We start from the raw sequence: 13,979 nt of genomic DNA, 5'->3' as shown, positions 1-13,979 counted from the left end.
CCCGCGAGATCGCCTTCTACGGCGGGCTGGTGAACCGCATGCCCTGGTACGCGGCCATCTTCCTGCTGTTCACCATGGGCAATGTGGGCCTGCCGGGCACGTCGGGCTTCGTGGGCGAGATCCTCACCATGGCCGGAGCCTATGAGGCCTCCACCTGGGCGGCGATCCTGGCGGCCACGGGCGTGATCCTGTCGGCGGTCTATGCGCTCACCCTCTATCGCCGCGTCATCTTCGGCGAGATCACCAATCCGGCCCTGGCCGAGATCAAGGACCTGAACTGGCGGGAGGTGTCGATCTTCGTCCCCCTGATCCTGGGCACCCTCTATCTCGGCGTCTATCCGGCCGCCGTCTTCGACTACACCCAGGCCTCGGTCGACAATCTGGTGGCGGTCTATCGCGCCGCGACCGGCGGGTGAGGGGGCTTTTCCGATGAACTTCTCCGCTGACATCGCTCTGGCCCTGCCCGAGGTGATCCTCGCGGGCGGCGCCCTGGCTCTGCTGGTCTGGGGCGCCTTCCAGAGCCGCGCGGGCGCGGCCTTTTCCATCGCCGCGGTGGCTCTGCTCATCGCCGCGGCCGTGGCCGCCGTGCTGGGCCCCATGGGCCGGGGCTTCGCCGGAGGCCTGATCGCCGACCAGGCCTCGGTGTTCGCCAAGGTGGCCATCTACGCCGCCAGCGCCATCGCCATCCCCCTGGGCCAACCCTGGTTCCAGCGGCGGGGGATCAACAATTTCGAGTTCCCGGTGCTCATCGTCCTGGCCGCCCTGGGCATGGGCATGATGGCCTCGGCCGGCGACCTGATCTCGCTCTATGTGGGGATCGAGCTCCACTCCCTGGCGCTCTACGTCCTGGCGGCCATGAACCGGGACAATCCCAAGGCCTCCGAGGCCGGGCTGAAGTACTTCGTCCTGGGCGCGCTTTCGTCGGGCATCCTGCTGTATGGCGCCTCGCTGATCTATGGCTTCGCCGGGTCCACCCGCTTCCCCGACATCGCCGTGGCGGTTCAGGACGGGGCGGGCGTGGGCGTGCTGTTCGGCCTCGTCTTCCTGATCTGCGGTCTGGCGTTCAAGATTTCCGCCGCGCCCTTCCACATGTGGACCCCCGACGTCTATGAGGGCGCCCCCACCCCTGTAGTGGCCTTCTTCGGCGCGGCCCCGAAGCTGGCGGCCATGGTCCTCTTCGCCCGCGTCCTGGCCGAAGGCTTCGGCGGCGCGGCTGAACAGTGGCGCCAGGTTCTGGTGATCATCGCCCTGATGTCGGTGGCCGTCGGCGCGTTCGCCGGATTGGCTCAATCCAACCTCAAACGCCTGTGGGCCTATTCCTCCATCGCCAATATCGGCTATGCGGTGCTGGGCCTTGCGGCCGGCGATGCGGCCGGCGTGCAGGCCATGCTGGTCTTCATGGTCCTCTATATGGTGGACGTCACCGGCTTCTTCGCCTGCCTGGCGGCGCTGTCGCGCGACGGTCGGCCCATGGAGACCATCAGCGACATGGCGGGCCTGTTCAAGGAACGCCCGGGCATCGCGCTCGCCATGACGGCCTTCGCCCTTTCGGCCCTGGGCCTGCCGCCCTTCTCGGGCTTCTGGGCCAAGTTCTACGTCTTCAAGGCGGCCATCGGCGCAGGCCTGGGGCCGGTGGCGGTCATCGCCCTGGTGGGCAGCGTGGTGGCGGCCTTCTACTATCTGCGGCTGATCAAGGTCATGTGGTTCGACGCCTCGACGGCGGCCACCGACAAGCCGCCGGCGGAGGCCCGGGTCATCGCCATCGGCTTGGCCCTCTTCACCTTCCCCGTGGTGCTGGTGGCGCTGGCCTTCCTCGACCCCCTGGCCGCTGCGGCGGCGCAGGCCTTCGGCCTGGCCTGATTTGGCGCAGGTCCGGCCGCCGCTCGAGTTCTACGAGACCCTCGACTCCACCAACGCCGAGGCGCGTCGCCGCGCCGAGGCCGGGGAGACGGGGCCCGTCTGGATCGCAGCCCATCGCCAGTCCGCCGGACGCGGGCGTCGGGGCCGGGCCTGGGAGACCGGCGGCGGCAATCTGGCCGCCACTCTGCTGACCCGTACCGATCGCAGCGCAGGAGAGGCGGCCCAGCTCTCCTTCGTGGCGGCGCTGGCGGCCGCGGACCTCGCCGACACCTGCCTCGGGCCGGGGCTCGCCACCATCAAATGGCCCAACGACCTGCTCATCGCCGGGCGGAAGGCGGTGGGCATACTGGTTGAGTCCGGCCCCGCTGCGGCCGGCGGGCTTTGGCTGGCCGTGGGGATCGGGGTGAACCTCAAGTCCGCCCCGCAGGCGGCTGAACGTCCCGCCACGACCTTCGCCGACCACATGGCGGCCCCGCCGCCCGCGCCGGAAGACGCCCTGCCGATCCTGGCAGACGCTTTCGCCCGCTGGGAAGCCGCGTGGCTCAGCGGCGGCTTCCCCGCCATCGCCGAGGCCTGGACCCGCAGGGCGCACGGGATGGGGCAGGCCTGCGTGGCGCGCCTGCCCACCGAGACCATCGAGGGTATCGCCGAGGGGATGGATCCCGACGGCGCCCTGCGCCTGCGGCTGCCGGGGGGCGAGGTGCGCCGCATCACCGCCGGCGACGTGTTTTTTGGAGACGCCTGATGCTTCTGGCCATCGAACAGGGGAACACCAACACCCTCTTCGCCGTCCATGACGGCCAGACCTGGATCAACCAGTGGCGGGCGGCCACCGATTCCACCCGCACCGCCGATGAGTACGCCGTCTGGCTCTCCCAGCTGCTGCACATGGCGGGGCTGCAGTTTGGCGTTCTGGACGCCTGCATCATTTCCAGCGTGGTGCCGCAGTCGATCTTCAACCTGCGCAACCTGGCCCGGCGCTACCTGCATGTGGAGCCGCTGGTGATCGGTGAGAACGCCGAGCTGGGCATCCCGGTGCGTATCGACAAGCCCTCCGAGGCCGGCGCCGACCGGCTGGTGAACGCCATCGGCGCCCATATCGTCTATCCAGGCCATCTGATCGTCATCGATTCCGGCACCGCCACCACCTTTGACGTCATCGCCGAGGACGGCGGATTCGAGGGCGGGGTGATCGCGCCGGGCATCAATCTGTCCATGGAGGCCCTGCACGCCGCGGCGGCCAAGCTGCCCCGTGTCGCCATCCAGAAGCCCCAGAGGGTCATTGGCAAGGATACGGTGGGCGCCATGCAGGCGGGCGTCTTCTGGGGCTATATCGCCCTGATCGAGGGGCTGATCGCGCGGATCAAGGCCGAATGGCCCCATCCCATGACCGTCATCGCAACCGGCGGGGTGGCTTCGCTGTTTCATGGCGCCAGCACCGCCATCGATCACTTCGATTCCGACCTGACCATCCGTGGCATGCTGGAAATTCATCGCCGCAACCGTGGAGACGCCTGATGGCCAAGGGCAAGGACCAGGACGAGCTCGTCTTCCTGCCGCTGGGCGGGTCCAACGAGATCGGGATGAACTTCAACCTCTATGGGTTCGGGCCGCCGCATGCGCGCAAATGGATCATCGTCGACCTGGGCGTCACCTTCGGGGACCTGACGACGCCGGGGGTCGATCTCATCCTGCCCGACCCGGCCTTTATCGAGGACCATGCCGACGACATCCTGGGCATCGTCCTGACCCATGCCCACGAGGATCATATCGGGGCGGTGGCCTGGCTCTGGCCACGGTTGCGCGCACCCCTCTACGCCACCCCCTTCACCGCCTTCCTGCTGCGCGAGAAGCTGCGCGAGGCGGGCCTCGACGGTGAAGCGCCGATCACCATCGTCCCGCTGGGGGGAACCCTCTCCCTGGGGCCGTTCGACATCGAGCTGATCACGCTCACCCATTCCATTCCCGAGCCCAACGGCCTGGCGATTCGCACTCCTCTGGGCGTGGTTCTCCACACCGGCGACTGGAAGATCGACCCTGACCCTCTGCTGGGCGCGCCCACAGACGAGGCCGCCATTCGCCGGCTGGGGGACGACGGCGTCCTGGCCATGGTCTGCGATTCCACCAATGTCTTCGTGGACGGGGAATCGGGGTCGGAGGCTGATGTCCGCGACGCTCTGGCCAAGCTGATCTCGGGCCTCAAGGGCAAGGTGGCCGTGGGCTGTTTTGCGTCCAATGTGGCGCGGATGGACTCGGTGATCCGCGCGGCCGAGGCCAATGGACGCCGGGTCTGCCTGCTGGGCCGCTCCATGCACCGCATGGCCGCCGCCGCCCGATCGGTGGGTCTGTTCTCCGGCCTCAAGGACTTCGTCAGCGAGAATGAGGCGGGCTATTTTCCGCCGGACGGCATCCTCTATCTCTGCACCGGCAGCCAGGGTGAGCCGCGGGCGGCCCTGTCGCGCATTTCGGAGGGGAACCACCCGCATGTGACCCTCGGGAAGGGCGACGCCTGCATCTTTTCGTCTCGGGTCATTCCCGGCAACGAGGTCGCCATCCGCAACCTTCAGAACCGGATGGCGGATCAAGGCGTGCGTCTCTACACCGACTACGACCACCCGGGCATCCACGTGTCGGGCCATCCCTGCCGGGACGAACTGGCCCGGATGTACAGCTGGGCGCGCCCGCAGATCGCCGTGCCCACCCATGGGGAGCGCCGCCATCTGCTGGAGCATGTAGCCTTCGCCACTGATCTGCAGGTGCCCCAGGCCATCGCGCCGCGGAATGGCGACATGGTGCGACTGGCGCCCGGGCGGGCGGAGATTATCGACGAGACGCCGGCCGGGCGTCTCTTCGTCGACGCCAATGTGGTGACTGTGGAGCATGGCGAGGCCCTGCGCGAACGGCGCCATGCGGCGCATAACGGGGTCATCACCGTGGCTGTGGCCCTGGACGGCCGCGGCAAGATCGCCTCAGGCCCTCAGGTCCGCGCCATCGGCATGCCGGCTGATGAGGACTATCCCCTGGACGAGGCCCTGGACGACCTCGCCGAGGAGGCCGAACGCGCCATGGGCCGCCTGTCAGGCGCCGACCGGGAGGTCGACGGGCAGGTGGAAAGCGCCCTGGCGCGCGCGTTGAAAAAGGCCGCCCAGCGCGTCTGGGGCCGCCGGCCCGTGGTTGAGGTCACGGTCCTGCGACTCTAGAGGCGACGCGAGATCGCCCGCTGCCGCCGGGTAACGCTCTCGCCCTGGGCGGCCCGCCGGCTTATAGATTGTCGCATGATCGGCAAACTGAACCATGTGGGCGTGGCGACGCCCTCCATCGAGCAATCCGTGCGGCTCTATCGCGACGTCCTGGGCGCCACCTCCATCACCGAGAAGCGCGCCCTGGAAGAGCAGGGGGTCTGGGTCTGTTTCGTCAACCTGCCCAACGCCCAGATCGAGCTCATCGAGCCGCTCGGCGAAGACTCGCCGCTGAAGGGGTTCCTGGCCAAGAACCCCGCCGGCGGCCAGCATCACGTCTGTTTCGAGGTCGAGGACATCATCGCCGCCCGCGATGAGATGCGCGCCAAGGGCGCCACCGTTCTGGGCACGGGCGAACCGCGGATCGGCGCCCACGGAACGCCGGTGATCTTCGTTCATCCCCGCGATATGGGCGGGGTGCTGGTGGAACTGATGGAAACCCCGAAGGGAGCGCACTGATGGGGGTCACCACCTCGATCGCCACCTACCTCATCATCTGGTGGGTGGTGCTGTTCGCCATTCTTCCCCTGGGCACGGTCAGCCATGCCGACGCCGGCATCGATCCTGGGGACGGGGGCGACCCCGGCGCGCCGGTAGACCCCAAGCTGAAACAGAAGTTTCTGACCACCACCTGGGTTTCGGCCATTGTGTTCGTGGTGGTCTGGCTGGTGATCCGGCTGGGCCTGATCCCCATGCCCAGCGGTCCGTCGAACTTCTGAGGCGCCTCGGCCGACTGACGCGATCTTCGGCGGCTCGAGGCGCGATCGCCCGGATTTTGGGCGTTAGGGGCCAAGCCGGCTCATGACGCCAGGTTCGGCGAGCCGGGCCGGCTGTTACAGGGGTTACAACGGGGTCAGCCAAGCAGGCCCGGCCGGCTTGCGCAGCGTTTTCCCCGATGACCGACTTCAAGGCCGCCCGCATCTTGCGAGCGGCCTTCTTTTCGCCGCTTCGATTGCCAAGGTCGAAGGCGCAAGGCTAATCAGGGCCGCAACATCAGAGTCAGCGCCCCGAAGGTCCCAGCCGCATGCGTTTGTCGCGTTACTTCATCCCCACGCTGCGAGAGGCGCCTTCCGACGCGCAGATCGTCTCGCACCAGCTCATGCTGCGGGCCGGCATGATCCGTCAGGAGGCCGCAGGCATCTATGCTTGGCTGCCCATCGGCCTGAGGGTGCTGAAGAAGATCGAACAGATCGTCCGCGAGGAGATGGACCGCGCCGGCGCCATCGAGGTGCTGATGCCCACCTTGCAACTGGCCGATCTGTGGCGCGAGAGCGGCCGGTATGACGACTATGGCGACGAGATGCTGCGCATCAAGGACCGCCATGAGCGCGACCTGCTCTATGGCCCCACCGCCGAAGAGGTGATCACCGAGATCTTCCGGGCCCATGTGAAGAGCTACAAGGACCTGCCCAAGAACTTCTACAACATCCAGTGGAAGTTCCGGGACGAGCGCCGTCCCCGGTTCGGGGTGATGCGTGGGCGGGAGTTCCTGATGAAGGACGCCTATTCCTTCGACCTGGACGAGGCCGCCGCCCGGCGGGCCTACAACCGGATGTTCGTCGCCTATCTCAACACCTTCGCCCGACTGGGGCTGAAGGCTGTGCCCATGCGCGCCGATCCCGGCCCCATCGGCGGCGATCTGAGCCACGAATTCATCATCCTGGCCGACACGGGCGAGAGCCAGGTCTTCTGCCACCGCGACCTGGTGGAGATGCCGCCGCCGGGCGACGTGGACTGGGACGGCGACCTGCAACCCATCGTCGATCAGCGCACGGCCCTCTATGCGGCCACAGAGGACATGCACGAAGCCGAGCGGTTCGAGGCCGAGGTTTCTCCCGACGACCGCCTGTCGGCGCGCGGCATCGAGGTGGGGCACATCTTCTATTTCGGTGAGAAATACTCCCGCCCCATGCGCGCCGTGGTCACCGGCCCCGACGGGCAGGAGCGGCCCATCCACGGGGGCTCCTACGGCATCGGCGTCTCGCGCCTGGTGGGCGGCATCATCGAGGCCAGCCATGACGACGCCGGCATCGTCTGGCCCGACGCCGTGGCCCCCTTCGGCGCCGTCGTCATCAATCTGCGGCCCGGCGACAGCGCCGTGGACCTGGCCTGCGAGGAGGCCTACGCCGCCCTGAAGGCCGCGGGCAAGGACCCCCTGCTGGACGACACCGACGAGCGCCCCGGCGCCAAGTTCGCGGCCATGGATCTGATCGGCGTGCCCTGGCAGCTCATCGTCGGTCCCAAGGGGCTGGCCGAGGGCAAGGTGGAGATCAAGCGGCGGTCGACCGGCGAGCGCCAGTCCCTGCCGCTGGCCGAGGCCCTGCAGGTGATCGGCGCGTGAGCACAGCCGCCCCGCCCTTCGGCCGCTGGGAGCGCATGCTCGCCGGCCGCTATCTCCGGGCCAAGCGCAGCCAGGGCGGGGTGGCCCTGATTTCTGTCATCTCCTTCGTGGGCATCATGCTGGCGGTGGCGGTGCTCATCATCGTCATGTCGGTGATGAACGGGTTCCGCACGGAGCTGCTCGACCGCACCCTCGGCTTCAACGGCCATGTCTTCGTGTCCGGCGGCTCGCTGTTCGAGCCCGAGGTCCATCAGCTGGCCGGAGAGATCGCAGCCCTGCCGGGCGTGACCCAGGCCGCGCCCATGGTGGAGGCCCAGGCCATGGCGCTGGGCCAGGGGCAGATCAGCGGCGCGGTGGTCCGCGGCCTGAGCGAGGCCGACCTGCGGCGCACGGAGATCGTCTCGGGCAATATCGTCGGCGGCTCTCTGGAGGGCTTCGGCGAGGGCGAGTATGGCGGCGACCTGGTGGTGGTGGGCGAGCGTCTCGCCGAGACGCTTGGGGTGTCTCCCGGCGATCCCCTGACGCTGATCTCGCCCAGCGGCGGGGCGACGGCCTTTGGCTATACCCCGCAACGCAAGACCTACACTGTGGCGGCCACTTTCAGCGTGGGCATGAGCGAGTACGACCAGCTCTTCATCTACATGCCCCTGGAGCAGGCCCAGCTGTTCTTCGCCCGCGAAGGGGTGGTGGACGTGGTGGAGATCCGCGTGGCTGATCCAGACAGGGCCGCGGCGCTGAAACCCCAGATCGCCGAACTGGCCGGCCCCTCGGCCATCGTCACCGATTGGACCCAGCGCAACGCCAGCTTCTGGAACGCCCTGAAGATCGAGCGGAACGTCATGCGCCTGATCCTGATGCTGATCGTGGCCATCGCGGCCATGAACATCATTTCTGGCCTCGTCATGCTGGTGAAGAACAAGGGCCGCGACATCGCCATCCTGCGCACCATGGGGGCGGGGCAGGGGGCGATCCTGCGGATCTTCTTCATGGCCGGGGCGTCCGTCGGCGCGCTGGGAACCCTGGTGGGCCTCGTGCTGGGGGTGCTGTTCTGCATCTTCATCGGCCCCATCCAGGAGTTCGTGGAATGGGCGACGGGCGCGGAGGTCTTCGCCTCGGACATCTATTACCTGGCCCATATTCCGGCCCGGGTGGACTGGCAGGAGGTGCTGATCGTGGTGGGCTGGGCCCTGGCCGTCTCGTTCCTGGCGACCCTGCCGCCAGCCCTTCGGGCCTCACGCCTCGATCCGGTGGAGGCGCTGCGTTATGAGTGAGGCGCCGGCCTTGAGCGTCCGCGGCCTGGAGCGGACCTATGTCACCGGTGATCGCCGGCTCACCGTGTTGCGGGGCGTCGATCTCGATGTCCATGCGGGCGAGATCATCGGCCTGATCGGCCCGTCGGGCTCGGGCAAGTCGTCCCTGCTCCATGCGGCGGGCCTGCTTGAGCGGCCAGACGCCGGGACCATCGCCATCGAAGGCCGGGACTGTTCGAAGCTCAGCGAGCGGCTGCGCACCCGCGTCCGCCTGAGCGCCATCGGCTTCGTCTACCAGTTCCACCACCTGCTGGCCGAGTTCAGCGCCCTGGACAATGTGGCCCTGCCGCAGATGATCGCCGGCGCCGATCAGGCTCCGGCGCGGGAGCGCGCCGCCCAGCTGCTCACCCGGCTTGGCCTGGCCCACAGGCTCGACCACCAACCGGCCCAGATGTCGGGCGGGGAACAGCAGCGGGTGGCCATCGCCCGGGCCCTGGCCAATGCGCCGCGCCTGTTGCTGGCCGACGAGCCGACGGGGAACCTTGATCCCGCCACCTCGGCCGACGTCTTCTCAGCCCTGCATGAACTGGTGCGCGAGACGGGGGTGGCCGCGGTGATCGCCACTCACAATCTTGAGCTCGCCCGTCACATGGACCGCGTCCTGGCGCTGAAGGACGGGCATCTGGAACCTCAATCGATGTTCTGAGCCTCGTCGCCGCCGCCGAAACAGGTGGCGCCGTCGGCCTGGATCACCGCGCCCGGATTGTGCGCCACCTCCCACACATGACCGTCCAGATCGGCGAAGTAGCCGGAGTAGCCGCCCCAGAAGACCACCTGCGGCGGCTTCAGGGCGGCGGCGCCGGCGGCCAGGGCCTCGGCATACATCTGATCGACTTCGGCCCGGTCGCGGCCGTTGATGGCCAGGGTGATCCCGCTGAAGCTTCCATCAATGGGACGATGGGCGTCCTGCGCCAGGTCCTCGCGACCGAACAGTCCCAGGGCGAGCCCCGGCAGCTGGTAGAAACAGACGCCCTCGTTGACGCTCACCGGCCGCCAGCCCAGGCCGCCCTCATAGAAGGCCCGGGCCCGGGCAAGGTCGGCGACGCCGAGGGTGATGAGGCTCAGTCTCTGGTCCATGGCGCGTCGGCTTTCCTATTGACGATGAGAACAAAGGGAGAATAAGAACATTCAAGGAACATCCACAAGGGGGTCGCGATGGTCATTCGGCTGGCGCTGGAATCACTGGCATTTGCCTCGGTCTCGGGTTTCGTTTGGGCGGTCTGTCAGGCCGCCTATCTGATGGGCTGAGCGCGTCGGGCGGGCCGGCAGGATCGGGACGGAGGTGCGGATGAGCGAGCAGCAGGGCGAGGGATTTGTCCACCTGCGGGTACGCTCGGCCTATTCGCTGCTCGAGGGCGCCATCAAGGCCGACGCCATTGGGCGGCTGGCCGCGGCGCACCACATGCCGGCCGTCGCCCTGACCGATCGCACCAATCTCTACGGCGCCCTGGAATTCTCGGTGGCCACCCAGGGGGAAGGCGTGCAACCCATCGTCGGCTGCGCCCTGGCCGTCACCGGCATCGGCGAGCGGATGGGGGAGCGATGGGCGCGCACGCCTACCATCGTCCTCCTGGCCCAGAGCGAGCAGGGCTATCTCAACCTCTCCGAGCTTTCGTCGGCCGCCTATGTGGACAGCGTCGGCGGCGTCGAAGAGCCGGCCGTGCCCTGGGCGCGGGTGGCTGAGCTGTCCGAGGGCCTGATCCTGCTGTCCGGGGGCTGGGATGGTCCGGTGGACCCGCTGTTCGCCGCCGGCAAGGTCGCCGAGGGGCGGGCGGCCCTGGCCGAGATGCACCGGGTGTTTGGCGACCGCTTCTATGTGGAGCTGCAGCGCCACGGTCTTGCGGCCCAGGCCCTGGCCGAGCCGGAGCTGGTGGCCTTCGCCTATGATGAGGACGTTCCGCTCGTCGCCACCAACGACGCCTATTTCGCGCAGGCCGACATGCATGTGGCGCACGACGCCCTGCTATGCATCGCCGACGGCGCCTTTGTGGGTCAGGACGAACGCCGCAGGGTCACCGCCGAGCACTGGTTCAAGCCGCCGCAGGACATGCGGACCCTGTTCGCCGACCTGCCGGAGGCCTGCGACAACACGCTCGACATCGCCCGACGCTGCGCCTTCATGGTCAAGAAGCGCGATCCCATCCTTCCGCGCTTCCCCACGGAGGGCGACCGCAGCGAGGCCGAGGAACTGGCCCATCAGGCGCGGGAAGGGCTGAAGGCGCGCATGGCGGCCGGCCAGGCCAATGTCCGCCCGGAGGCGGAGTACTGGCAGCGGCTGGAGGTGGAGCTGGGGGTGATCACCCAGATGGGCTTCCCCGGCTATTTCCTGATCGTGTCGGACTTCATCAAATGGGCCAAGGCCCACGACATTCCGGTGGGGCCGGGCCGGGGCTCAGGCGCGGGGTCGCTGGTGGCCTATTCGCTGACCATCACCGACCTGGACCCTCTGCGCTATGGCCTGCTGTTCGAGCGGTTCCTGAATCCGGAGCGGGTGTCCATGCCCGACTTCGATATCGACTTCTGCCAGGATCGCCGCGAAGAGGTGATCACCTACGTTCAGCAGCGCTACGGCCGCGACAAGGTGGCCCAGATCATCACCTTCGGCACCCTTCAGGCCCGGGCGGTGCTGCGGGACGTGGGCCGGGTGCTCCAGCTGCCCCTGGGCCAGGTCGACCGCCTGGCCAAGATGGTGCCCGCCAACCCGGCCAATCCCGTCACGCTCGCCAAGGCCATCGAGATCGAGCCCAGGCTGCGGGCCGCCCGCGACGAGGACGAGGCCGTGGCCCGGCTTCTGGATGTGGCCCTCAAGCTCGAGGGGCTCTATCGGAACGCCTCGACCCATGCCGCCGGCGTTGTGATCGGCGACCGGCCCCTGACCGAACTCACCCCCCTCTATCAGGACCCCCGCTCGGACCTGCCGGCCACCCAGTTCAACATGAAATGGGTCGAGAGCGCGGGCCTGGTGAAGTTCGACTTCCTGGGGCTGAAGACCCTGACGGTGATCGACCGGGCGCTGAAGTTCATGGACCAGCGGGGCGCGCGGGTGGACATGGGCGTGCTTCCCGTGGACGACGCTAAGACCTATGAGCTGATGTCCGCCGGCCAGACCGTGGGCGTGTTCCAGATGGAAGGCCAGGGCATGCGCGACACCCTGCGCCAGCTCAGGCCCAACTCCATCGAGGACGTGACCGCCGTGGGCGCGCTCTATCGTCCCGGCCCGATGGACAACATTCCGGCCTTCGTCGACTGCAAGTTCGGCCGGCGGGAGATCGACTATCTCCATCCCTCCCTGGAGCCGGTGCTCAAGGAAACCTACGGGATCATCGTCTATCAGGAACAGGTGATGCAGATCGCCCAGATCCTGGCGGGCTACTCGCTGGGCGGCGCCGACCTTCTGCGTCGGGCCATGGGGAAGAAGAAGAAGGACGAGATGGCCAAGCAGAAGGCCATGTTCGTCGAAGGCGCCAGCGCGCGGGGGGTGCCCGAGGCCCAGGCGGCCTCGATCTTCGAGCTGGTGGACAAGTTCGCAGGCTATGGCTTCAACAAGAGCCACGCGGCCGCCTATGCGGTGGTCTCCTACCAGACGGCCTGGCTCAAGGCCAATGCGCCGGTGGAGTTCTTCGCCGCCTCCATGAGCCTGGATATCGCCAACACCGACAAGCTGGCGGTCTTCTATCAGGACGCCAAGCGCTTCGGGGTGAAGATCCGGGCGCCGGACATCAACCTGTCGGAAGCCGACTTCGCCGTACGCGACGGCGAGGTGCTCTACGCCCTGGGCGCGGTGCGCAATGTCGGCTTGGCGGCCATGGAGCATGTGTGCGAGGCGCGCCGCGAAGGCGGCCCCTTCCGCGACATCTTCGACTTCGTCGAGCGGGTGGATCCCAAGCATGTCAACAAGCGCACCTTTGAGACCCTGGCCCGGGCCGGAGCCTTCGATTCCATTCACGCCAATCGCGCCCAACTCCTGGCCGCCGCCGACACCCTGATCGCCTACGCCCAGAGCGTGGCGTCTGACCGGGCCTCGGCCCAGGCCAGCCTGTTCGGCGGCGACCAGGCCGGCGTCGGCCGTCCGCGCCTGCCCCGCGCGGAGATGTGGACCCCGGCCGACCGGCTGGACGAGGAGCTGTCGGCGGTGGGCTTCTATCTGTCCGGCCACCCCCTGGAAGACATGGTGCCCGCCCTGCGACGCCGGCGGACCGAGCTGCTGGCCGACGTCATTCCGCGGGCCGAGGCGGGCGCCGAGGTGTTCCGCATGGCCGGCATCGTGCGGCGCAAGCAGGAGCGGGCCTCCCAGTCCAGCGGCGAGAAGTTCGCCTTCGTGACCCTGTCGGATCCCACCGGAGAGTACGAAGTGCTGTTCCCACCGGAATCCCTGCGCCGCTGCCGGGAGTTGCTGGAGCCGGGGCGGGCGGTCTCGGTCAAGGTGCGCGCCCGGGCGCGGGACGGGGAGGTGCGTTTCTTCGGCGACGACGCCGATCCGGTGGAAAAGGTGATCGAGAACGCCGTGGCCGGCTTGCGGGTCCATCTGGCGCCCCGCAGCGCAGAGATCGACGCCCTCAAGCGGCGACTGGAAGGCATGGCCAACAGCCGGGGCGGAGAGATCATCCTGACGGCGCCGCTGGACGGCGGTCGGGAGGTGGAGGTCAAGCTGCCGGGCCGGTTCACCCTGGACGGGGCGGTGCGCGGGGCGCTGAAGACCGCGCCGGGCGTCCTCTTCGTCGAGGACATCTGAACGCCGGGGCCGGCCGAACCGCGCCGCGCGCAGGCTTGCTTTTTTCCCCGCCGGGCCTTATTGGGCCGACCATCACACACGCAGACGTTCGGCTATGGCCGGGGAGACATCCCGATCATCGCCGTTCCGGGCCCTTCGGGGTTTTGGTCTGCGGAGGCGCACCGGAAAAAGGAGCAATTCTATGGCGCTGCCCGACTTCTCCATGCGTCAGCTTTTGGAAGCTGGCGCTCACTTCGGCCACCAGACGCACCGCTGGAACCCGAAGATGGAACGCTACATCTTCGGCGCTCGGTCGAACATCCACATCATCGACCTGTCGCAGACCATCCCCCTGCTGCATCAGGCCCTGGTCAAGGCTCGCGACGTGGCCGCCGGCGGCGGCCGCATCCTGTTCGTGGGCACCAAGCGTCAGGCGTCCGAGCCCGTGGCCACGGCGGCCAAGCGCTGCGCCCAGTACTATGTGAACCACCGCTGGCTGGGCGGCACGCTCACCAACT

14 protein-coding genes are annotated in these 13,979 nt (G+C 68.2%); 13 read left to right on the top strand and 1 reads right to left on the bottom strand.

Going from position 1 to position 13,979, the window contains the following annotated elements:
• From V7D28_RS09275 to V7D28_RS09230, 10 genes are all read left to right on the top strand, one after another.
• Positions 1-416: proton-conducting transporter transmembrane domain-containing protein (locus tag V7D28_RS09275; RefSeq protein ID WP_333587096.1), on the top strand; the 416-nt coding region annotated here is incomplete at its 5' end.
• A gap of 13 nt (positions 417-429) precedes the next feature.
• A complete protein-coding gene (nuoN, locus tag V7D28_RS09270) occupies positions 430-1,860 on the top strand; it encodes an NADH-quinone oxidoreductase subunit NuoN (protein ID WP_333587095.1) in 1,431 nt (476 codons plus the stop codon).
• A 1-nt stretch (position 1,861) separates the two neighbouring features.
• On the top strand, positions 1,862-2,605 hold the full coding sequence (locus tag V7D28_RS09265) for a biotin--[acetyl-CoA-carboxylase] ligase (protein WP_333587094.1): 744 nt from the start codon (positions 1,862-1,864) through the stop codon (positions 2,603-2,605).
• A complete protein-coding gene (locus V7D28_RS09260; RefSeq protein ID WP_333587098.1) occupies positions 2,602-3,378 on the top strand; it encodes a type III pantothenate kinase in 777 nt (258 codons plus the stop codon). The genes V7D28_RS09265 and V7D28_RS09260 overlap by 4 nt, the downstream gene beginning before the upstream one ends.
• Positions 3,378-5,060 (top strand): ribonuclease J, encoded by a 1,683-nt coding sequence (locus tag V7D28_RS09255; RefSeq protein WP_333587093.1) that lies wholly within the window; start codon positions 3,378-3,380, stop codon positions 5,058-5,060. Before V7D28_RS09260 ends, V7D28_RS09255 begins: the two co-directional genes overlap by 1 nt.
• A 75-nt stretch (positions 5,061-5,135) precedes the next feature.
• Positions 5,136-5,558, top strand: a complete 423-nt coding sequence (gene mce, locus V7D28_RS09250; RefSeq protein WP_333587092.1) for a methylmalonyl-CoA epimerase — start codon at positions 5,136-5,138, stop codon at positions 5,556-5,558.
• Complete coding sequence (locus tag V7D28_RS09245) at positions 5,558-5,818, top strand: DUF1467 family protein (protein ID WP_333587091.1); 261 nt, start codon at positions 5,558-5,560, stop codon at positions 5,816-5,818. The genes mce and V7D28_RS09245 overlap by 1 nt, the downstream gene beginning before the upstream one ends.
• 305 nt (positions 5,819-6,123) lie before the next feature.
• Positions 6,124-7,440 (top strand): proline--tRNA ligase, encoded by a 1,317-nt coding sequence (gene proS / locus V7D28_RS09240; protein ID WP_333587090.1) that lies wholly within the window; start codon positions 6,124-6,126, stop codon positions 7,438-7,440.
• A 35-nt stretch (positions 7,441-7,475) separates the two neighbouring features.
• Entirely contained in the window at positions 7,476-8,711 is a 1,236-nt protein-coding gene (locus V7D28_RS09235; RefSeq protein ID WP_333587097.1) for a lipoprotein-releasing ABC transporter permease subunit, read from the top strand.
• Positions 8,704-9,396, top strand: coding sequence for an ABC transporter ATP-binding protein (locus V7D28_RS09230; protein WP_333587089.1), 693 nt, complete (start codon positions 8,704-8,706; stop codon positions 9,394-9,396). The genes V7D28_RS09235 and V7D28_RS09230 overlap by 8 nt, the downstream gene beginning before the upstream one ends.
• On the opposite strand, the gene V7D28_RS09225 is transcribed toward V7D28_RS09230, so the two are convergent.
• Positions 9,381-9,827 (bottom strand): VOC family protein, encoded by a 447-nt coding sequence (locus V7D28_RS09225; RefSeq protein WP_333587088.1) that lies wholly within the window; start codon positions 9,825-9,827, stop codon positions 9,381-9,383. The genes V7D28_RS09230 and V7D28_RS09225 overlap by 16 nt on opposite strands.
• Positions 9,828-9,905: 78 nt before the next feature.
• On the opposite strand from V7D28_RS09225, the gene sidA reads away from it, so the two are divergent.
• The 3 genes from sidA to rpsB form a co-directional block, all read left to right on the top strand.
• Positions 9,906-9,998, top strand: a complete 93-nt coding sequence (gene sidA / locus V7D28_RS15330) for a cell division inhibitor SidA (RefSeq protein WP_442957914.1) — start codon at positions 9,906-9,908, stop codon at positions 9,996-9,998.
• Between the two features lie 40 nt (positions 9,999-10,038).
• Entirely contained in the window at positions 10,039-13,482 is a 3,444-nt protein-coding gene (dnaE, locus tag V7D28_RS09220) for a DNA polymerase III subunit alpha (protein WP_333587087.1), read from the top strand.
• 181 nt (positions 13,483-13,663) lie between these two features.
• Positions 13,664-13,979: 30S ribosomal protein S2 (gene rpsB, locus V7D28_RS09215; RefSeq protein ID WP_333587086.1), on the top strand; the 316-nt coding region annotated here is incomplete at its 3' end.

It is taken from the genome of Phenylobacterium sp. (assembly GCF_036723115.1).
In the GTDB taxonomy this organism is placed as follows: domain Bacteria; phylum Pseudomonadota; class Alphaproteobacteria; order Caulobacterales; family Caulobacteraceae; genus Phenylobacterium.
This window is presented reverse-complemented; position numbering and strand designations above follow the sequence as displayed.

Excerpts from the sequence above, each read along its gene's own strand:
- V7D28_RS09225 (WP_333587088.1), bottom strand. The coding sequence starts at position 9,827 with ATGGACCAGAGACTGAGCCTCATCACCCTCGGCGTCGCCGACCTTGCC.
- V7D28_RS09255 (WP_333587093.1), top strand. The coding sequence starts at position 3,378 with ATGGCCAAGGGCAAGGACCAGGACGAGCTCGTCTTCCTGCCGCTGGGC.
- V7D28_RS09235 (WP_333587097.1), top strand. The coding sequence starts at position 7,476 with ATGCTCGCCGGCCGCTATCTCCGGGCCAAGCGCAGCCAGGGCGGGGTG.
- proS (WP_333587090.1), top strand. The coding sequence starts at position 6,124 with ATGCGTTTGTCGCGTTACTTCATCCCCACGCTGCGAGAGGCGCCTTCC.
- V7D28_RS09245 (WP_333587091.1), top strand. The coding sequence starts at position 5,558 with ATGGGGGTCACCACCTCGATCGCCACCTACCTCATCATCTGGTGGGTG.
- nuoN (WP_333587095.1), top strand. The coding sequence starts at position 430 with ATGAACTTCTCCGCTGACATCGCTCTGGCCCTGCCCGAGGTGATCCTC.
- mce (WP_333587092.1), top strand. The coding sequence starts at position 5,136 with ATGATCGGCAAACTGAACCATGTGGGCGTGGCGACGCCCTCCATCGAG.
- V7D28_RS09230 (WP_333587089.1), top strand. The coding sequence starts at position 8,704 with ATGAGTGAGGCGCCGGCCTTGAGCGTCCGCGGCCTGGAGCGGACCTAT.
- dnaE (WP_333587087.1), top strand. The coding sequence starts at position 10,039 with ATGAGCGAGCAGCAGGGCGAGGGATTTGTCCACCTGCGGGTACGCTCG.
- sidA (WP_442957914.1), top strand. The coding sequence starts at position 9,906 with ATGGTCATTCGGCTGGCGCTGGAATCACTGGCATTTGCCTCGGTCTCG.